An 18,901-nucleotide genomic window follows, 5' to 3' on the forward strand; every position below is an offset into this window, starting at 1 on the left:
TTCATGGTTTCCAGGCAAAGTTCTGCCTGGAAATCGAGTGCGAAGGGGCGACGCGGCCCCGTACGGAAGGAATTGTCTGTGGCCTCAGGACGTCGCTACCTGGCGTTGGCAGTGGCAGTGACGGCGTTGTCACTGACTGCATGTACAGCCGATCCGCCGCCTCCGGTCGAGAGCACCGAAACCGTCAAGCCCACACCGACTCCGGTCGTTCCGGCGATGAAGCAGGTCACTGTGGCAATCGACGAGGTGGGAGGCGGATTCAACCCGCACCTGCTCGCGGATCAGTCGCCGGTCAACTCCGCAGTCGGCAACCTCGTACTGCCCAGTGCGTTTCGCCCGATCAATTCGCCCACACAACCTGGCGCGACGGAGTGGGCGATCGACGATTCTTTCCTCGTTTCCGCTGAAGTGACGTCGGAGGCCCCGTTCACGATTCGCTACCAACTGCGCAACGAAGCCCAATGGTCGGACGGCGCTCCCATTGCGGCAGAAGACTTTCGCTACCTGTGGCAGCAGATGATCTCGGTTCCCGGTGTGGTCAATCCCGCGGGCTATCAGATGATCGACGACGTGAACTCGTCCGGCGGCGGCAAAACGGTCAACGTCGTGATGCGTGCGCCGTATCCGGCATGGCGAGAGTTGTTCACCGATATTCTTCCGTCCCACCTGATCAAGGACACTCCCGGCGGTTTCAGCACCGGCCTGAGTGAGGGGATTCCGGTGTCGGGAGCCCACTTTCACGTGCGCTCGGTCGACCGCGGCCGGGACGAAATCGTGCTCGAACGCAACGACCGATTCTGGGGCAAGCCTTCAGACCCGGATCAGATAGTTCTGCGACGCGGAGGAACGGCTGCGCAGTTGGCGGATGCGCTGCGTACCGACGATGCCCAAGTGGCGCAGGTTCATTCGGGTAGTGCCACGGATATTCAGCTGTCTGCAATCCCGGGTGTCAGGACGGCATTCTCCTACGTTCCGCGCACTCTCGACATCAACGTGAACGGGCGAAGCAAGAACTTCGCGGATGTTCGGGTGCGTAAAGGTGTTCTGGGACTGCTCGATCCGGACCTGCTCGCCGTGGTGGCGGCAGGGAGTGAATCGGCGTCGGCCCCGGTGAAAGCTCAGATCCTCGCGCCGTCGGATCCGGGATATGCGCCAACCGCGCCGCCGAAACCGACGAGAGAGCAGGCGCTCGGCGAGCTGACCGCAGCCGGTTACTTGACAGCACCGCCCACCGGAATCGTCACTGGCACTGGAACGGTCGGATCGATCGTCCGGGACGGCGCTCAGTTGACGCTGCTGATCGGCGCTCCCGAAAACGACGACATCGCGATCGCCGTGGCAAACACCGCTGCCGACGAATTGCGTGACGTGGGTATCCTGGCGACCGTCGAATCGGTGCCGCCGGAGGAACTCTACGGCGAGGATCTGACTACAGGACGCGTCGACATGATCGTCGGTTGGAGCCGAGCAGGCGCCGACACCGCAACTTCACTGGCCTCCCGGTTCAGTTGCCCGACAGCGCCTTCCACTCCTGCGACAGGTTCGGCGGTACCCACACCGACGCCGTCGCAGTCTCCGGAGCCCGTCCGAACGACAAGCGTCGAGGCTCCGAGCAACCTGTCCGGGCTGTGTGATCCGGCGTTGCAAGGTCGGATCGACGAAGCGCTCAGTGGCATCGGGGATCTCGGGTCGCTGATCGCCGATGCGGAACCCAAGTTGTGGGATCTTGCGGCGGTTTTGCCGATCGTGCAGAGCCGAGCGCTGGTTGCAGTCGGGACCGGAGTCGAGGGCGTGGTCCTCGACGGGCCGGTGCAGGTGGGGATATTCGGAAACGCTACGGACTGGGTGAGGGTGGCAAAGTGACCGCGTCGGCAAAGCGACTTCTGTTGGTGCACGCACATCCGGACGACGAAACGATCACCACCGGTGGCACCATCGCGCGTTACGCGTCCGAAGGCGCCGACGTCACGGTCCTCACCTGCACCTTGGGGGAGGAAGGCGAAGTGATCGGTGACGCGTGGGCCGGGCTCGTGGCTGCCGAGGCCGATCAACTCGGGGGCTACCGGATCGCCGAATTGAGCGCTGCTTTGTCGGCTTTGGGCAGTGCCGCTCCTCGCTTCCTCGCCGGTGCCGGTCGGTATCGCGACTCCGGAATGATCGGCACACCTTCGGCCGCCAATCCCCGTGCCTTTGTCAATGCTCGACTCGACGAGGCAGTCGGCGCGGTGGTCGCCGTCATTCGTGAGATTCGGCCGCACGTCGTGATCACGTACGACCCCAACGGAGGCTACGGGCACCCGGATCACATCCAGGCACACGCGATCACGACAGCGGCCGTGGAAGCTGCAGCAACGACCGCATATCCCGAGGCCGGCGAACCGTGGTCGACTCCGAAGTTCTACTGGACCGTGACCGAGCGCAGCGGACTCGAACGCGGCATCGCGGCGATTTCCGAGTTCCCGGAGAACTGGCGTCTGCCCGAGCCCGGGGAATTGCCGAGCGTCGAGGACACAGACGTGACGACGGCAATCGACGTTCGAGGCGTCATCGATGCGAAGGCGAGGGCATTGAGCGCCCACGCCACTCAGGTGACGGTAGCCCCGAGCCGAGCCGAGTTCGCATTGTCGAACAACGTGGTCCAACCGATCCTGACGGTCGAGCATTTCGTATTGGCCGCCGGCGCGCTCGGTCCGGTGGGTGAGGACGGCCGCGAGCGCGATCTGTTCGGCGGGCTGCACAGCTGACCTGGGCGTCGGCTCACAGGCATTGCGATCGACGCCGTAGTGGTGTGTGATGCGTGTCACCGGATGGGTGGTCCTTTCGGTAACAGCAAAGCCTGGGGGCTGAAGAAATGTACAACTGGGACCTGCAGAACCAGATCGTCGCCTTCGTCGATTCGTTGCGTCCGATGGCTGGTTATTACCACGACTTCTATTACGGGTCGCTCTACGCATTCGCAGATCAGCAGAGTCATTTGCTGACTCTGCTCGGGTTCCCGCCGGTTCCCTGATCAGCTTCGTGCTTTTCGGGCGCGAGCCGGGGTGCTTGTCGGGAGGGACCCCGCGCTCGCGCGATGACGACCGATAGACCACTATCAAAACCATGACGACCGTCGAGAACAACACGGACGCCTCGACAGGAACGTCGCTGTCGTGGCTCGACCCTGTCATCCTCGGCGTCCTGATTTTCGACGGATTTCTGTGCGCGGTGTTGTCCGTCCTGTTCTTGCCGACTCATCTCGGTACGACGGCATTTCCCATCAGCATTCTCGTAGCCGCGACCGCGAACCTCGTATTGGTGATCGCCGCCCGCACGGTTACGACGCCGGGTAGGGCCGCATTGCCGCTCGCCGGTTGGATCGTCGGGTTCTTGGTGTGCATGGTGGGCGGCCCCGGCGGCGACGTACTCGTGCTTTCGTCCCCTCTGACCTTCCTGCTGCCGGTCGGTGCGATCGCTCCGGCCGCCGTTTTCCTCTTCAAGGTGGCGATCAACAGACTCGCCACCCTCAGCTCGCAATAGTTCTCGGCGCGCGCGTAGGAAACTGACCCGTGCATAAGGGACACTCAGCCTGTGGCTGAACATGATTTGGCGGGTGCGACTATCGCCTTGACCGCAGAACGGCGTGTCGAAGAATTTGCGACGCTCCTCGAACGTCGAGGCGCGGAGATCGTGCGGACACCGGTGATCCATGTGCTGCCGTTGGTGGACGATCGAGACCTGAGGACTCAGACGTCCGCTTTGATTGCTGATCCTCCGGAATTGGTCGTGATCAGTACCGGGATCGGCTTCAGGGGTTGGCTCGACGCCGTCGCCTCGTGGGGTTTGACCGAGGAGTTCCTCGGGGCTCTCGCCCACACGCGCATCATCGCCCGCGGCCCCAAGGCGACGGGTGCCATCCGAGGCGCCGGACTGCGCGAGGAATGGTCGCCTTCGGGTGAGTCGTCCGAGGAAGTTCTGGCACATCTCGGAAGCGAGGGAGTGGCAGGCTTGCGCATCGCAGTCCAGTTGCACGGCACCATCACCGAATGGGAGCCGTTGACGGACCTGAGCGCCTCCCTCGCCGACATCGGCGCGGTTGTCACTCCGGTATCGGTCTATCGGTGGATCCGGCCGCCGGATCAGTCGCCGGTCCGCGCGTTGGTCGCTGCAGTTCGTTCCGGTGCGATCGACGCGCTGACCTTCACCAGTGCCCCCGCGGTCTCCTCGATGCTCAGCACGGCAAAAGAAATGGGCGAGCTGGAGCGGTTCGTCGCAGCGATGCGCGGACCGGTACCGACCTACTGCGTCGGACCGGTCACGGCCGCTCCGCTGGAACTCCTCGGTGTTCCGACCATCCAGCCCGAGCGATCGCGTCTCGGTTCGCTGGCGAGGCTCATCATCGACGACCTGCCCACACGTCGCCACCGCCCGGAGTGACGGCTTCGATCAATTCCCACGCGTTCTCGGCGGGGAGATCGATCACCTCGTAGCTTCCGGTGCCGGCGGGCGTCGCGGCGACGACGGTTGCCACTCCCGCGCGTCGTTGGAAGAACGTCTCGCGCACCGTCCATCCGATGACACCTTCGGATTCGAGACTGTGACGCTGGCGATCGAGCGAGCCGTTTCGGGTGATCAACCATCCGGGTAGTACTGCGTGGCCGAGGCCGTTGTATCGGTCGTAGGCGAGGGCGGTGCCACCGATGGCGAGTACGGCGACCCCGAACCACGCGTAGATCGGTACATCGAGTCCAGAAGCCGCGCACGCCACACAGACCAGGAACGCCACCGCGGCGAGGAACAGTGCTCGGGTGTACCGGCGACGCCGCGCGGCCGGGCCGTGCGGTATCAGCGGGGCGGACGCCTGGCGTGAGTCACCGATCACGGTGGCCATCACTCGCTCGGCTTCCCTGCGCGGTCCCTGCGGGAGCAGTAGCGAAGATTCCTTCTTCTCGGCGCTGACCCCGGTCATGATGGCGTCGAGCCGCGCGCCGCGGGCCAATCGCAGCAGGAGCGGTTCCTTGAGCGTCGTGCCGCGGAGGCGGGCGCGGTCGAGTGTGGTTTGCCGAGTCTTCAACAGGCCGTGACTGACATGCAGGATGCGGCCGTTGTCGGTGAGTTTCATGTTGCCGAACGCGATCAGGTACTGGACGCAGGCGAGTGCACTCGACAGCACCAGCAGCACGACGAGTGCGATGACGACCATCAGTGCGATGCCGAGGCTCTCGAGTGAGTCGAAGCTGTCGCTCACTGCCGAGGATTTCGCGACGGCAGTGCCGATGCCGTATTGGAACGAGATGCCGATGATGGCTGCGATGATGGCGATTCCGGTGAACGAAAAGGGGGCGTAGCGAACCCAACTCGGTTCCCAGTGACCGATTTCGGTGTCGACCGGTTCGGTGATGCTTTCGACCGGCGTGCCCGGGGTTTCCAGTCGCCGTGCTTGCTGGGCGCCGGCCAACAGTGCGGCGCGTAGGTCCGGAACCAGGGCGGTCGACAGGGCGTTGAGCTCGAACTTGTTCGAATCGTGGCCGCTCCCGGCGCGCTGGCCGGTACCGATGCGCACGATCGACAGTCCGAGCAACCGGTGCATGACCCCGGCCTCGACGTCGACGGATCGGATGCGGCTACGCGGGACGGAGAGCAGCTTTTTCTGGAAGACCCCGGTGCGCAGTTGAACGTGGACGGGTCCGATTCGGTACGTGGTGGTGAAATACCGCAACAAACCGAAGATGACGAGCAGAGTGACGACGCCGAGTCCCCACCAGTGGTTTCCGGATTGGCTGCCGAGAACTACGGAGACGAGTAGGACCGGGAGCAGTTTGACGACTTCGTTGACGGGGTGGACCAGAAGCATGCGTCGGTCGAGGCGGAGCCAGGGCTGTTCCTCTTCCGCGGCCTCGGCAGCTGCCGTTTCCGCCTCTACCGGGATCTCGATCGCGGTCGGGTCGCCCAACTGTTTCTCGTTCACGTCGCGTCTCCCACGTTGGTACCCGCGATCTCCGTCAGTTGAGCCACCGTGCGGTCGGCGACTTCCTGGTCGAGTGCGGAGATCTTCACGGCCCCGGCCGACGACGCTGTCGTGACCGTGACGGTTGCCAGACCCAACATGCGGTCGATCGGTCCGCGCTCGGTGTCCACGGTCTGCACGCGCGAGATCGGTGCGATGCGTCGCTCCTGGGTGAACCAGCCGGTGCGGGTGTATACCGCGGTGTCACTGATCTCCCATCGGTGGACCCGATACCGCCACGCCGGGACCATCAGAATGTAGGTGGCAGCGAAGAGTACGGTGACTGCGAATACGGTGCCGACCACCCAGGACGGGATTCCGGGTACCAAGACGGCACAGACGATTTCGGCGACGATAACGGGTACCCAGAACAGTGAGGCAGTGATTGCCCACAGCCTCGGGGCTTTGGTGCTGGGTCGCCATAACGGGTCGGCCATGGTCAGCGGTTGCGGCGCAGTCATGGGCACTACTTTGGTCGAGTGAGGGGCGATCTGTCGACATCGGCCCTATCGTGGAGTGTGGCGACCGCGAAGGGAGCACGTGATGACCGAACAAGATGCGACATTCGACCCGGAGGCTCCGGAATCAGATGCGCTCGAACAATCGACACCCGTAGATCCGAACGCCCCTGAAGAACCCGATCTGACCGACATTCCGCTCGACGCGCCAGTGGCTGACGTCGTGGATCAACGAGTCGAGGTTGCGGTCGACGACGACTACCGGCCGTCGTGATCGAGGCGGTGTCGGGGCGGTGAGGCCTCCTACTTCTGGCACCGGGTGGCACTAGTCGTCCCACATGGCGCATGATCGCTAGGTGAACCGAACTGGTGATGACTCCGGCAAACCCACCATGCTTCCGATGCCAGGTATTTCCGCGTCCGCCTCGTCCAGTCCGTCGCCCGGCCCGTCAGCGTCGGCGATGCGGCGAGTTCTCCGTCGTGCACGCGACGGAGCGACCCTGAACGTCGACGAGGCGGCAACGCTGCTGCAGGCACGGGGAACCGATCTGACCGATCTGTGTTCTTCGGCGGCCAAGGTTCGCGATGCCGGTCTGCTGGCAGCGGGTCGGCCGAACACCGTGACGTATTCGCGGAAAGTTTTCATTCCGCTGACCCGTCTGTGCCAGGACAAGTGCCACTACTGCACATTCGTCACGGTGCCAGGGAAGCTGCGTGCCGCTGGGCACGGCATGTTCCTGGAACCGGACGAGGTTTTGGACATTGCCAGGGCAGGCGCCGAATTGGGCTGCAAGGAAGCGTTGTTCACGCTGGGTGATCGCCCCGAGGCTCGCTGGCCGGAAGCAAAGCAGTGGCTGGACGAACGCGGCTACGACTCCACCCTCGACTACGTGCGGGCGATGTCGATCCGGGTACTCGAGGAGACCGGACTGCTCCCGCACCTCAATCCCGGTGTGATGAGCTGGCAGGAACTCTCGCGGCTCAAGCCCGTTGCGCCGTCGATGGGCATGATGCTCGAGACGACCGCAACCCGCCTGTTCACCGACAAGGGCGAATGCCACTACGGCAGCCCGGACAAGGACCCGGCGGTTCGGCTACGCACCCTGACCGACGCAGGCCGACTGAACATCCCCTTCACCACGGGAATTCTTGTGGGCATCGGGGAGAACTTCCTCGAGCGTGCCGAGTCGATCATGGCGATACGCAAGTCGCAGAAGGCGTTCGGCCACATCCAGGAAGTGATCATTCAGAACTTCCTGGCCAAGCCTGATACCGCGATGCGCAATACCCCTGATGCTGGACTCGACGAGTTTCTCGCGGCCATCGCCGTCGCACGCCTGCTGCTCGGGCCGACGATGCGGATCCAGAGTCCGCCGAATCTCGTCTCGAACAGCGAGTGCCTCGCGCTGCTCGGCGCAGGCGTGGACGACTGGGGCGGGGTATCACCGTTGACCCCCGATCACGTCAACCCCGAGCGTCCCTGGCCGAATCTAGAGACCTTGGCCGAGATCAGCGCCGAGGGCGGCTTCACGCTGACCGAACGCACTGCGGCTCAGCCAGCATATGTCCTGGCCGGGGCTCCGTGGATCGATCCGCGCATTGCGGGTCACGTGCAGGCGCTGGCGGATCCCAAGACCGGCCTCGCCCTGCCCGACACCAAGCCGGTGGGCCGGCCGTGGCAGGAACCGGACGAGTCGTGGGAATCGAGCGGACGCGTCGATCTCAATACCGAGATCGACACGGACGGGCGCAACACCGAGACCCGCAGTGACCTGGGCAGTGCGTTCGGCGACTGGGAGACCGTGCGCGAACAGGTCCTCGAACTCAGTGCTCCGATTCGCGTCGACACCGATCTGCTGGCTGCGCTCCGCAGTGCCGAACGCGACCCGGCCGGATGTTCCGACGACGAGTACCTGGCCCTTGCCACGGCGGAGGGCCCGGGCCTGGAAGCCGTTGTGGCACTGGCGGATGCGCTGCGCAAGGATGCCGTCGGCGAGGACGTCACCTACGTGGTGAACCGGAACATCAACTTCACCAACATCTGCTACACGGGCTGCCGATTCTGTGCGTTCGCGCAGCGCAAGGGTGACGCCGACGCGTTCACGCTGTCGGCAGAGCAGGTCGCCGACCGTGCGTGGGAAGCGCACGTCGCCGGCGCAACCGAGGTGTGCATGCAGGGTGGTATCGATCCGGAACTTCCCGTCACCGGTTACGCCGACCTGGTCCGGGCCGTCAAGAAGCGCGTGCCGTCGATGCACGTCCACGCGTTCTCGCCGATGGAGATCGTGAACGGTGCATCGCGCAGTGGTGAGAGCATCAGGGATTGGCTGACGGCCCTTCGTGAGGCGGGCCTGGACACCATTCCCGGTACGGCAGCGGAGATCCTCGACGACGAGGTGCGCTGGATCCTCACCAAGGGCAAACTGCCGACGGCGGAATGGATCGAAGTGGTCACCACGGCGCACGAGGTGGGGCTGCGGTCGAGTTCGACGATGATGTACGGGCATGTCGATCAGCCGCACCATTGGGTCGGGCACCTGAACGTTCTTCGCGGAATCCAGGACCGTACAGGCGGATTCACGGAGTTCGTGCTGCTGCCGTTCGTTCACCAGAGCGCGCCCCTGTACCTGGCGGGCGCTTCCCGGCCAGGGCCGACCAATCGGGACAACCGCGCTGCGCACGCGTTGGCACGCATCATGCTGCACGGCCGCATACCCAATATCCAGACCAGCTGGGTCAAACTTGGCATCACCGGAACGCAGATGATGCTCAACGGCGGCGCCAACGACCTCGGCGGAACGCTGATGGAAGAGACGATCTCGCGGATGGCCGGCTCGGAACACGGTTCCGAGAAGACCGTCGCAGAGCTGCGCGCCATCGCCGAGGGAATCGGACGCCCGGCACGCGAACGAACCACCACACATGCACGACGCGAAGGAGCGATTGCCTGATGGCTGACGTACTGGGGGACCGCAAGGTCGTCGAGGTTCTCGATCGAGCGGTGTGGGGGATCAACCCGGTTCTCGACCTCGCCTACAGCGATCCGCTCGGTATCAAACGTCGGACGTTCGAGCCGACCGATCCCGAGCGAAACGCTGCTGCGATGGTGTTGGACGCGGCCGCTTGGGTCCTCGACGTCGTCAAGTTCCCCGGGACGGCGGCGTGGTCGGTGATGACCGACGAGCAGCGCTCGAAGTGGTGGACGACCCGGTTGGGTGCACTCAACACCGTCGCCGTCGCGTTTCCCGGCATCTTCGGCGTCCTCCTCAATCGGTTGCCGATCCAGGACCTGCTGGCCTTCGCGAATCAGGCCGTTGTGCTCGTTGCGGTTGCCCGTGAACACGGAGTGACCGAACGGGATCAGCAGGTGGACCTCCTGGCGTCGGTGCTGTGCCGGCGTGAGACGAAGTCTCGAGAGCTTCTCACCGGAGAAGACTTCGCCGAGAAATCAGCCGGCGGCGCCGACGAGACCTGGCGCCCGTTCGCGCTCATCGGAATGTTGTGGCGCACGTCCAAGACTTTTCGTGCCATCACGGACGAGTTGCACAAGCGGCCGTCGCGGACAAAACCGTACGAGATCATCGGCAAGATTCCGGTGGTCGGCGTCGTGGCGGATTACCTCGGTGAGCGGGGCGCACTGGTACGCGCGGCCGCTCTGGGGGAGAAGTGGATCGCGATTCGGTCGAGGAACTTCACCGCAGTAGGCTGAAATGTGTTACCCCCGCCTGCTCAGAGTCGGTCGGCAGGGGGATAATAGGCTGTTCCCGCGGTACGTGAGAGTCGTATCGGATTTTCGGCCCCTTGCAACTGCGTGTTGCGGCGGCGATGCACGACAGGAAGGCAGGGAGATCGGCAGTGACCTACACGATTGCTGAACCGTGTGTAGATGTGATGGACAAGGCGTGCATCGAAGAATGCCCTGTCGACTGCATCTACGAGGGTGGACGCATGCTTTACATCCACCCCGACGAGTGTGTCGACTGCGGCGCGTGTGAGCCTGTCTGTCCCGTCGAAGCCATCTTCTACGAAGACGACGTCCCGGACCAGTGGAACGCGTACATCAGCACCAACGTCGATTTCTTCGACGATCTCGGCTCACCGGGTGGAGCGGCCAAGCTCGGCAAGGTCGACTACGACACGCCGTTCATCAAGGCGCTGCCTCCCATGGGTGAGGAATAGAGATCTTGTCTCGTACTCCGGTGGCCGCTGGGCTTCCTGATTTTCCGTGGGATTCGCTCGCCGATGTCACGGCGAAGGCGCACTCTCATCCCGACGGCATCGTGAACCTGTCCGTGGGGACGCCGGTGGATCCGGTGGACCCGGTGATTCAGGAGGCTCTGGCCTCTGTTGCCGAGGTGCCCGGATACCCGACGACTCATGGCACGCTCGCGCTTCGCGAGGCCGTGGCGGAGTCACTGGATCGCCGCTACAACATTCCCGACGTCGATCCGGCAGCGGTGCTGCCGGCCATCGGTACCAAGGAAATGATCGCGTGGCTGCCGAAATTGCTCGGTCTCGGAGCCGGCGATCTGGTGGTCATTCCGGAGTTGGCGTACCCGACGTACGAGGTCGCAGCGAAACTGGCAGGTGCTCGTGTCCTGCGCGCCGACGGCTTGAACAAGCTCGGTCCCGAGTCGGCGGCGATGATCTTCGTGAACTCGCCCTCGAATCCCACCGGCAAGGTGCTCGGCCTCGAGCACTTGCAGAAGGTCGTGGCCTGGGCGCGCGAGCGCGGCGCCATCGTCGTCTCCGACGAGTGCTACCTCGGATTGACGTGGGAAGCCGATGCGCTCTCCATTCTCGATCCTCGTGTCAACGACGGTGATCTGACCGGTTTGCTTGCGGTCCACTCACTTTCGAAGACGTCCAATCTCGCGAGCTATCGCGCCGGGTTCGTCACCGGTGATCCGGCTCTGGTGTCGGAACTGCTCGAGGTGCGCAAGCATGCGGGCATGATCCTGCCGCTACCGATCCAGGCGGCGATGACCGCAGCCTTGGGCGACGACCAACACGAGAACATCCAGCGCGAGCGGTACCGCGAGCGTCGTAGTGTGTTGATCGAAGCTGTTCGAGGCGCCGGATTCACCGTCGACAATTCCGAGGCAGGTCTGTACCTCTGGGCGACGCGCGGCGAGGAATGTCGAGCGACGGTCAGTTGGTTCGCCGATCGTGGGATCCTCGTTGCCCCCGGTGAGTTCTACGGACCGAGCGGGAGCAAGCACGTGCGGATCGCGCTCACTGCAACAGACGAACGAATCGCCGCGGCAGCAAAGCGCCTCTCCGCCTGAATCGTGTGCTTTCCCAGGTGTCAGGTTCCCTGATGTCGGTATCTGTCCGATGTAAGGTCGCGCTGTGACCACCTCAGGGACCGGCGGCTTGGACGCGGTACTGATTGTCGCCGTCGTTGTTGCCTCGATCGCGCTGATGCTCGCGTGGCTGAAGGATCGTCGAATATTCGGAGACCTACCTCTTTCGGCCGTTGTGCTTTGGCTCGTGGTGGCAGTGCCGTCAATTTTGCAGGCGCTGATGCCGGGACTGTTGGACATGTTTCGCCGTGATCCCACGTTGATCCGCGACGGTCAGTGGTGGCGGATTCTGACGTCGGTGTTCGTCCAGGACGGCGGCCTTGCCGGGACGGTTGCCAACCTTCTCACGTTGGCAGTGGTGGCGCCGCCTGCTTTTCGGCTCTGGGGCGCCGCACGCGGTTGGGCACTCTTCCTGCTCGGTCAACTGTTGTTCGGTTTGCTCACCACCGCAGTCTTTCCGTCGACCGGCGCAGGCAACTCCGGTGCCACGCTTGCTCTGGCAGCGGCGGCCACGGGGATCGGTGTTCTGGTGCGCCCGCGAATGCCTGAGATTGTTCTGACGGTCGTGATTGTCGTCGGCGGCGCAACCCTGGTGACGGTCGACGACGCACACGGATTCGCGGTACTTTCCGGGGCGCTCTTGGGGGCTGCGCTGGTGACGCTGTTCCCTCCGCACTCGATGGACGCGCGTCGGGCAGGAGAAAGTTTGCGACCATCCGCGCTGTGAGATGCTGTCGTGGTGCTGCTGAGATCCTTGAACCCCCTTGCTGTTGCCCGCGGTGAAGACCTCGACGACGCCGTGACGATCGGTGACACGGTTCTCTCGCGGAGTGCCATTCTCGGTGCCGCGACCTCGGTCGCGGAGCGAGTGGCGCAGGCCGATCGGGTTGCCGTATTGGCAACTCCCACAGCAAAAACGATTCTCGCCGTCGTCGGGGCGTTGATTGCCGGCGTCACCGTTGTGCCGGTCCCGCCGGACTCGGGGAAGGCTGAGCGAGAGCACATTCTGCGTGACTCCGGTGCCCAGGCGTGGCTCGGCGAAACCGACGACCACTGCGACGGTCTGCCCGTGGTTCCCGTCCGATTGCACGCTCGCTCGTGGCACAGCTATCCCGAACCGGCACCGCAGTCCACAGCATTCGTCCTGTACACGTCCGGAACTACCGGCCCACCGAAGGGCGTTCTGCTCAGTCGCTCAGCCATCGCAGCCGGGATCGACGCGCTCGCCGAGGCCTGGGACTGGACGTGGCGAGACACCCTCGTACACGGGCTTCCGCTCTTCCACGTGCATGGACTGATTCTCGGAATCCTCGGCCCCCTCCGGATCGGCAGCCGGGTGATCCACACCGTCAAGCCGACGCCGGAAAACTACGCAAGGGCCAAAGGCTCCCTCTACTTCGGTGTCCCCACCGTCTGGTCGCGTATCGCCGAAGACGAAGAAGCTGCCCGCGCGTTGTCCGGTGCCCGACTTCTGGTCTCCGGTAGTGCGCCGCTTCCCGTGCCTGTCTTCGAAAAGCTGCGGGAGCGAACAGGATTGACGCCCATCGAGCGTTACGGCATGAGTGAGACGATGCTGACCCTGAGCACGCGTTTCGACGGCGAGCGACGCCCGGGGTGGGTCGGCGTGCCGCTGCGCGGAGTCGAGACTCGTCTTCGTGACGAGAAGGGCAACAATGTGCCGCACGACGGCGAGAGTATCGGCGGCCTACAGGTACGTGGGCCGATGCTTTTCGACGGCTACTTGAACCGTCCGGACGCAACCGCCGAGTCCTGGACGGAGGACGGCTACTTCAAGACCGGTGACGTCGCCGTCATCGACGAGGGTGGGTTCGACCGAATCGTCGGCCGCGAATCCATCGACTTGATCAAATCCGGTGGATTCAGAGTCGGCGCCGGCGAGATCGAGACCGCCATCCTCGGGCACCCTTCGGTGTCCGAAGTTGCGGTGATCGGTGTCCCCGACGCCGATCTGGGGCAACGGATCATCGCCGTCGTAGTCCGTAAGCCCGGGACTCCCGAGGTCACCGAAGCCGAATTGGTCGAGTTGGTCGGGGCGGAGTTGTCGGCGCACAAGCGTCCCCGTGAGGTTCGATTTGCCGAGACTCTGCCACGTAACGCGATGGGCAAGGTTCAGAAGCGTGAACTGCTCTAGGCAGGTCAGTTTGCTGAAAAGTCGCTGTGACGCTTGAAGGTTCGTGAATTCGGCCGGCCTGTCCCGAAATGTGGGCTCGCCGGTTCTCCGACGATTCAGCGCTAGTTGGAATTTCTGTGTTCTTGGCTACACTACCGCCCGGTAGGGACAGTTCCAGTCGCGCGCATACCGTCGGTATGCCTGAGTGCGAGTGGCCTCGGAAGGGCAGATTTCATGGCGGGCGGACGGCATTCGAGTCCTGACAGCGGGCGGTCGATCGGGTTCTACGCAGTGGGTGGGTTGGTTGCCGTCGCGGTAATCGCCACCGGGGTGGTGGTCTTCAAGGCAACACAGTCCGATTCCTGCGAGAGCGTCGACGAGTACTCGCTGGCAGCGGATCCTGCGATCGCGCCGGCAGTCACGGAGATCCTCGCAGAATCGTCGCCGGAGCAGACAGGCTGTTCGCGGATCACGGTTACCTCTGCGCTGCCCGGGGACGTTGCGGGAACCCTGGGTAAGGGCGTGGACGCGCCGGACATGTGGATACCGGATTCGACAGCGTGGGTGGGCAAAGCTGCATTGACGGCCAAGGGGCCGGTCGCTGCCGCCGGCGGTTCGATCGCCACCTCGCCTGTCGTTCTCGCCTCCGGCGGTGGCGAACAGTTTGCCAGTTGGCTCGCGGCGCTACAGGTTCCCGATCTGGCGTTGGGCAATCCGTTGTTCACAGGGGTTGCGTCGGCGCCCATTCTCGGAGCTCTCGCGGAAACCGGGGCCACCTCCGAATCCGTTCGAGCGGCACTCGTACCCCATGCGCAAGCGGAGAGTGTTCGTACCGAAGATCAGCCGGTAGGACAGAAGATGCTCACCGAATTGGTCAGCTCCGGAAAGGTCGGTGTTTCGACCGAGCAACAGGTCGTCGAGTTCACGAAGGCCGAGTCGAAGATTTCCGCGACAGTACCGGCGACGGGAACCATGATCATGGATTACCCCCTGGTGGTCAGTGCTTCGGCACCGGACCGGCACTACGCCGCAGCCAAGAAGAGTGACGCCATCGCCGAGCTGTTGCACAGTGAATCTGCTCAGGAAGTGCTGACGCGCAGCGGGTTCCGTACTTCCGGCGGTGGAGCCGTCGAAGGTGGAGTCGGTGACGTCACGGCACTGACCGTGTCCGAACAGTCGGTGGCCGATCAGACACTGGGCGCTTGGGCTCTGATGGCCAAGCCGATCCGGACACTCGTTGCGATCGACGTGTCTGCGTCGATGGACTACCCGGCGGCAGGCGGCAAGACGCGCATGCAGTTGACCACTGCTGCTGCTCTGGCCGGCAATCAGGTCTTCCCAGACAGCGTCGCTGCCGGTCTCTGGGCGTTTTCCCAAGGTATGAACGGAACCCAGGACTTCCAGGAATTGGTGCCGATCAGGCGCTACGACACGATCGTCGACGGTGTGACTCAACGAAAGTTGATGGCAGATCAGGCGAACCGGCTCACCGAACTCAAACGTGGCGCCACAGGTTTGTACGACACGACGCTGGCCGCATTCCGTAAGGTTCAGGAATCGTACGATCCGCGAGCGGTCAACAGCGTCATCATCTTGACCGACGGCGCAAACGAAGATCCTGACAGCATCAGCCGTGAACAGTTGCTCGATGTTCTTGCACGCGAGCAGGATCCGGCGCGTCCGGTCATCATCGTCACCATCGGCATCACCGATGACGCAGATGCGGCGGCGCTCGCCGATATCTCCCGCGTGACGGGCGGTTCGACGTACATCGCTCGTGACCCCTCGGAGATTTCCGAGGTGTTCGTGAACGCATTGGCTCACCGAGGAACTTAGGCCGCATCCGGACTGGTCCAGGGTGCCGGAAGTGGCGGAGCCTCAGACGAATACCGGTGCCCGGTAGGTGTCGTCGTGGTGAAGGTGTGCCGGTTACCTGGTACAGGTTCGGCAGTCCAGTCCGAGCCCTGTTTCGCGTAATTGCATGCCGCACACAACGCGGCACCGTTGGCTGCGCTGGTGAGGCCACCCCTCGAGTGATCGCGAATGTGGTCGCGGTGGCGAACCGGCGCGTCGCACCACGGAGTACGGCAGCTTCGATCACGGAGTTCGATCAATCGCGCCAACCCCTTCGGGAAGGTTCTCGCCGTGGATTCCATTGCGGTCAGCGCGCCCGTATCGGGGCGTGCGTAGAGCTTTCGGAGCGTTGCCACCGTTTCGGAGTCTTCGCTGGCCTTGGTGATCCATTCGCGTGCAATAGCGGCTGGTACAGGTCCGTACCCGTGGACGTACGCCGGGTCGGAATTTTCGCCCAACAATGACTGGTCGGAGACAACCAGATTCACGGTGACGGGTGTCGGTGTGGCGCGGCCGATTCCGGTAACTCGCTCGACCAGGAGATCAGCCATGATTTGCGCTCGGGTGCGCTTGTCCCCGCCGGCAAGTACGGAATCTGCGTCGCGCCTGAGCGTGGCGTGCACGGCGATACCTTCGGCCACGGGAAGAAACACATTGAGCCAGCACATCGTGTCGGGCGCAGGCCGTGACGTCACTCGTCTGTCTCCCACGGCTTTGCGTGCTCGTCTGGCAATACTATCGGAGTCTATTTCGGCAGTGCGTGCGCGGATTCTTTGTGTCAGTTGGTGGTTGCCGCATCCGTCCAAGATTGCAGCGTCGCAGCAGAACTCGCGATCCAATGTAGCGCGATCCTGGGCGGTGAGACATGAAGTCTCGCGCATGAGGATCGTCGCTTGATGCTCACTGATGGAGCCGTCGACGAGTAGTCGAAGTGTGTGAGGCATCTCGTCGTTCAGTGCGCGGGCCAGGTTCAGATGCTGAGTTCCGAACCAAGCCGACTCTCGCCGTGCGAGGGCAATCTGCGCGTTGATTCCACGGCCTTGGTATGCGCGCGGCACTCCCCGTTCGCCGCGGTCGTTGCGGGTGAACGCGTCGAGATCGGCAGCCAGCAATGCCTGGGCACCAGCGCAACTGGCCTTCAACTCTTCCAATGCGCGCAGAAGATCCACGCGTGCTGCGTTGTCGATGGATCGATCCATGCTGGCGAGTGATGCCCGGAATTGTCCGATGGTCTCTTCGGATATCGCCTGTTTGGATATCGCCTGTTCAGATACTTGCGTCGTCACTTTTACCCCCCGGTAGTGTCGAACATACATTCGATACTAGCCTCGACGGCGAACGGACGCAACGCCTTTCTCCGTTGGCGTCTGAAAGTTCCGACAGTTCGGTTTTCGTGGTTGACTGGTCCTCATGATCGAGCTGAGGGGATTGACCAAGGTTTACGGACCGACGAAAGCGGTGGACGATTTGTCGTTCACGGTCAAGCCGGGCATCGTGACGGGCTTTCTGGGCCCGAACGGTGCTGGTAAGTCGACGACGATGCGGATGATCCTGGGTTTGGATCAGCCGACGTCGGGTGCGGCGTTGATCGAGGGCAAGCCGTATCGGGAGCTCAAGACGCCGTTGCGGACGGTGGGTGCGTTGTTGGATGCGAAGTGGGTGCACCCCAATCGTAGTGCGCGGGCGCATCTGCAGTGGATGGCTGCTTCGAACGGGATCCCGAAGTCCCGGGTCGACGAGGTGCTCGGGTTGGTCGGGTTGTCCGAGGTGGCGGGCAAGAAGGCCGGCGGGTTCTCGTTGGGTATGTCGCAGCGTCTGGGGTTGGCGGGTGCGTTGTTGGGGGATCCGAAGGTGTTGTTGTTCGACGAGCCGGTCAACGGTCTCGATCCGGAGGGCATCGTCTGGATTCGTAAGTTCATGCAGCGGTTGGCGGCCGAGGGCCGCACGGTGCTGGTGTCGAGTCACCTCCTGTCGGAGATGGCGCTCACGGCGGAGCAGTTGGTGGTGATCGGTCGGGGTCGGTTGATTTCGGATTCGACGGTGGCGGAGTTCGTGGATCGTTCGTCGGAGTCGACGGTGCGGGTGCGTAGTCCTCAGCTCGATGCGTTGCGCAGTGTGTTGCTCTCGCAGGGGTTGACGGTGCGTGAGGACGGTTCCGGTGTTGCCCCGGCATTGGTGGTGGTGGATTCGACCACCGATGTGATCGGTGGGTTGGCTGGTTCGCAGGGGATCGTGTTGTACGAGTTGGCTTCTGTGCAGGGGTCGCTCGAGGATGCGTTCATGAAGTTGACCGGGGACGATGTCCAGTACCACGCATCCGGTATCGATCCGGGTGTCGGCGCACACCACGCAAATACACAGCAGGCAAACACGCAGCAGGCTATGGGAGGTGCACTGTAATGGCTGTTCTCAGTGCTGAACGTATCAAGATCACCACGACCAAGTCGCCGCTGTGGTGCACGATCATCATCATCGTGCTCGGGTTGGGACTCGCTACCGTTTTCGGACTGAGCGCCAAGTCGTCGCTCAGCAACCCCAACGGTGCAATGATGCCGACAGTTTCGGGGGCACTCAGTGGAGTGACCGGCTTCGGTGTGTTGGTTCTGATGATCATGGCGGCTCTCGCGATCACCAGCGAATATCGTTTCGGGACCATCCGCACCACCTTCCAGGCGGTTCCGAACCGCGCCTCGGTGCTCATCGCCAAAGCGGGCCTCATCGGTGGGTTCGGAGCGGTGCTGACTCTCGTGTTGTCGTTCGGCGCCTTCGGCCTCACGAAGGCCACATCAGGTGACGCCGGAAGATTCCTGACTCTGTCCGGCGACGAGAACTGGCGGGTCGTCTACGGAACACCGATCTACGCGTTCTTCTGCGTAGTTCTAGCAGTCGGAGTCGGCGCGTTGCTCCGGCAGTCTGCAGGTGCGATCGCGCTTCTGCTGTTGTGGCCCTTGCTGATCGAGAATCTTTTCAACCTGTTCGGAAGTATCGGCGAGAAGATCATGCCGTTCCTGCCGTTCATGAACGCCAACAATTTTCTCGGTTCCGGCGGTAGCGTCGATTTCCACTGGGGACCCTGGGGCAGCCTGATCTACTTCGCCCTCTTCGTGCTCGTCGTATTCGGTCTCAGCATCGTCGTCGTGAACAGGCGGGATGCATAGGCACACGG

The 18,901-nt window shown here is 63.3% G+C and carries 18 protein-coding genes; 15 read left to right on the forward strand and 3 right to left on the reverse strand.

Annotated elements, in window-relative coordinates; genetic code table 11:
• Window positions 1-78 precede the first annotated feature (78 nt).
• The 5 genes from AC1Q61_RS11255 (at window position 79) to AC1Q61_RS11275 (ending at window position 4,416) form a co-directional block, all read left to right on the forward strand.
• Complete coding sequence (locus AC1Q61_RS11255; RefSeq protein WP_492650968.1) at window positions 79-1,863, forward strand: ABC transporter family substrate-binding protein; 1,785 nt, start codon at window positions 79-81, stop codon at window positions 1,861-1,863.
• Window positions 1,860-2,744, forward strand: coding sequence for an N-acetyl-1-D-myo-inositol-2-amino-2-deoxy-alpha-D-glucopyranoside deacetylase (gene mshB, locus AC1Q61_RS11260; RefSeq protein WP_492650967.1), 885 nt, complete (start codon window positions 1,860-1,862; stop codon window positions 2,742-2,744). The genes AC1Q61_RS11255 and mshB overlap by 4 nt, the downstream gene beginning before the upstream one ends.
• Before the next feature lie 107 nt (window positions 2,745-2,851).
• Window positions 2,852-3,010 (forward strand): hypothetical protein, encoded by a 159-nt coding sequence (locus tag AC1Q61_RS11265; protein WP_198531608.1) that lies wholly within the window; start codon window positions 2,852-2,854, stop codon window positions 3,008-3,010.
• 92 nt (window positions 3,011-3,102) lie between these two features.
• Window positions 3,103-3,519: a hypothetical protein gene (locus AC1Q61_RS11270; RefSeq protein ID WP_042926353.1), complete on the forward strand. Its 417-nt coding sequence runs from the start codon at window positions 3,103-3,105 to the stop codon at window positions 3,517-3,519.
• 51 nt (window positions 3,520-3,570) lie between these two features.
• Entirely contained in the window at window positions 3,571-4,416 is an 846-nt protein-coding gene (locus AC1Q61_RS11275; RefSeq protein WP_003945251.1) for a uroporphyrinogen-III synthase, read from the forward strand.
• Here the strand turns inward: AC1Q61_RS11275 and AC1Q61_RS11280 are convergent.
• Both AC1Q61_RS11280 and AC1Q61_RS11285 read right to left on the reverse strand, forming a co-directional pair.
• Window positions 4,376-5,947 (reverse strand): PH domain-containing protein, encoded by a 1,572-nt coding sequence (locus tag AC1Q61_RS11280; protein ID WP_080726593.1) that lies wholly within the window; start codon window positions 5,945-5,947, stop codon window positions 4,376-4,378. The two genes, AC1Q61_RS11275 and AC1Q61_RS11280, sit on opposite strands and share 41 nt — an antisense overlap.
• On the reverse strand, window positions 5,944-6,447 hold the full coding sequence (locus tag AC1Q61_RS11285) for a PH domain-containing protein (RefSeq protein WP_042926352.1): 504 nt from the start codon (window positions 6,445-6,447) through the stop codon (window positions 5,944-5,946). Before AC1Q61_RS11285 ends, AC1Q61_RS11280 begins: the two co-directional genes overlap by 4 nt.
• Before the next feature lie 82 nt (window positions 6,448-6,529).
• On the opposite strand from AC1Q61_RS11285, the gene AC1Q61_RS11290 reads away from it, so the two are divergent.
• From AC1Q61_RS11290 to AC1Q61_RS11325, 8 genes are all read left to right on the forward strand, one after another.
• Window positions 6,530-6,718: an Rv3202a family protein gene (locus AC1Q61_RS11290; protein WP_003945217.1), complete on the forward strand. Its 189-nt coding sequence runs from the start codon at window positions 6,530-6,532 to the stop codon at window positions 6,716-6,718.
• Between the two features lie 118 nt (window positions 6,719-6,836).
• Entirely contained in the window at window positions 6,837-9,395 is a 2,559-nt protein-coding gene (locus AC1Q61_RS11295; protein ID WP_003945208.1) for a bifunctional FO biosynthesis protein CofGH, read from the forward strand.
• Window positions 9,395-10,153 (forward strand): hypothetical protein, encoded by a 759-nt coding sequence (locus AC1Q61_RS11300; protein WP_042926350.1) that lies wholly within the window; start codon window positions 9,395-9,397, stop codon window positions 10,151-10,153. The genes AC1Q61_RS11295 and AC1Q61_RS11300 overlap by 1 nt, the downstream gene beginning before the upstream one ends.
• A 146-nt stretch (window positions 10,154-10,299) precedes the next feature.
• Window positions 10,300-10,623: a ferredoxin gene (fdxA, locus tag AC1Q61_RS11305; protein ID WP_003945248.1), complete on the forward strand. Its 324-nt coding sequence runs from the start codon at window positions 10,300-10,302 to the stop codon at window positions 10,621-10,623.
• A 5-nt stretch (window positions 10,624-10,628) separates the two neighbouring features.
• Window positions 10,629-11,732, forward strand: coding sequence for a succinyldiaminopimelate transaminase (gene dapC / locus AC1Q61_RS11310; protein WP_039972669.1), 1,104 nt, complete (start codon window positions 10,629-10,631; stop codon window positions 11,730-11,732).
• Between the two features lie 64 nt (window positions 11,733-11,796).
• Window positions 11,797-12,477, forward strand: a complete 681-nt coding sequence (locus tag AC1Q61_RS11315; RefSeq protein ID WP_042926347.1) for a rhomboid family intramembrane serine protease — start codon at window positions 11,797-11,799, stop codon at window positions 12,475-12,477.
• Window positions 12,478-12,489: 12 nt separating this feature from the next.
• Window positions 12,490-13,902, forward strand: a complete 1,413-nt coding sequence (locus tag AC1Q61_RS11320) for an acyl-CoA synthetase (RefSeq protein WP_492650982.1) — start codon at window positions 12,490-12,492, stop codon at window positions 13,900-13,902.
• 213 nt (window positions 13,903-14,115) lie between these two features.
• Window positions 14,116-15,717, forward strand: coding sequence for a substrate-binding and VWA domain-containing protein (locus tag AC1Q61_RS11325; RefSeq protein WP_042926345.1), 1,602 nt, complete (start codon window positions 14,116-14,118; stop codon window positions 15,715-15,717).
• Here the strand turns inward: AC1Q61_RS11325 and AC1Q61_RS11330 are convergent.
• The gene (locus tag AC1Q61_RS11330) at window positions 15,714-16,934 is read right to left on the reverse strand and encodes a DUF222 domain-containing protein (protein WP_241199015.1); all 1,221 of its coding nucleotides are present in this window, start codon (window positions 16,932-16,934) and stop codon (window positions 15,714-15,716) included. The genes AC1Q61_RS11325 and AC1Q61_RS11330 overlap by 4 nt on opposite strands.
• Before the next feature lie 211 nt (window positions 16,935-17,145).
• Here AC1Q61_RS11330 and AC1Q61_RS11335 point away from each other — a divergent pair, with 211 nt between their 5' ends.
• Both AC1Q61_RS11335 and AC1Q61_RS11340 read left to right on the forward strand, forming a co-directional pair.
• On the forward strand, window positions 17,146-18,135 hold the full coding sequence (locus AC1Q61_RS11335) for an ABC transporter ATP-binding protein (protein WP_125051626.1): 990 nt from the start codon (window positions 17,146-17,148) through the stop codon (window positions 18,133-18,135).
• Window positions 18,135-18,893 carry an ABC transporter permease gene (locus AC1Q61_RS11340; RefSeq protein ID WP_003945183.1) on the forward strand — a complete coding sequence of 253 codons (759 nt, stop codon included), beginning with the start codon at window positions 18,135-18,137 and terminating at the stop codon, window positions 18,891-18,893. The genes AC1Q61_RS11335 and AC1Q61_RS11340 overlap by 1 nt, the downstream gene beginning before the upstream one ends.
• Window positions 18,894-18,901: the final 8 nt, after the last annotated feature.

The organism is Rhodococcus sp. MPR-R1B (assembly GCF_058793255.1).